The 1047-nt window shown below is 70.5% G+C and carries 1 protein-coding gene; it reads right to left on the minus strand.

The window, feature by feature from the left end; genetic code table 11:
* Positions 1-214: 214 nt before the first annotated feature.
* On the minus strand, positions 215-1047 hold an 833-nt coding region (locus Q7W29_05125; GenBank protein ID MDO9171198.1), incomplete at its 5' end, for a metallophosphatase family protein.

Below are 1047 nucleotides of genomic sequence, written 5' to 3' on the forward strand. Positions count from 1 at the left end.
GCCTGCCCGCATGGTCAGCTTACGCAACCCACTTCCGAAGGCAGGCATGCAGTTGGGCACCTCGACGGGCTCGACGTGATCGCTCATTGCCGGCCGCGAGGCAGGCCGCGTGGTCTTCGAACGGACCGACGCGGGGACTGCTTAGGGTGTCGTCAGCGGGTCATGTTCGGCGCAGGCAAAGCGCCCGCTGTCTGTACACCAGCGGCCGCTCGCGCTAAGCATTGGCTCCCGAAACATTGTCGGCATGCGGCGCCAGGACTGCCGCCACGATGTGCTCGGGCTCGGTCGTCGTCACCCGCTCCAGGCACTCCAGCAGCGGCAGGGCGTGGACGTCCGTCGCCGTGGCCCAGGCCCTGACCTTGTCGGCCAGGCTGACGAGCTGCGAGATGCCGGGCGCGCGGGTGCGCACCACGGGCACGATCCGCCCTTCGAGTTGGACATCGGCTGCGCCGGACAGGGCACGCTCGATGGCACCGCGGTCCACCTCGTGCCGGTCCTCGTCGGCCACGGTCCATCGGACCCGCACGCTGACGCCGGCCAGGTCCTGCGCGCGGACCGCCTCTCGCAACTGGTCCAGGTCGGGCCGACCTTCGAACAGGATGTCCAGCGTCCGTCTCGCAGGGGTCGGCTCGAGGCGACAGTCCACCCCGTCCGGTCCGAATTCCCACAGCAGGAATCCCTTGTCGCCCTGCTCCCCATGGTGAAAGCGGCCGATGGACCCGGCGTAGGCGATGCACTGGCGACGTTCGCCCTCCCCTTGCGTCCAGGCCTGGTGCCGATGGATGTGGCCGAGCAACGCGGCCTCCGCGCCGGCGCCGAATAGCGCACCCGTGGTGAACTCGTGGTCGAACCCGGCCATCGGCACGCCGTGCTCGGTCACGCAGCCGAAGACCGTGCCATGCGACACCGCGAGCGTCGGCACGCCGGCAGCACGGGCTACGCCGTGGATGCCGGCGTAGCCCTGCACCAGCCGGGCCAGTTGCTCACCCTGGGCCTCGGCGGCAGCGGTGGCGCCGACCGCTGCCGCGACGGCCGCCTTGTTTATCG

Source organism: bacterium, assembly GCA_030654305.1.
GTDB lineage: Bacteria > Krumholzibacteriota > Krumholzibacteriia > LZORAL124-64-63 > LZORAL124-64-63 > PNOJ01.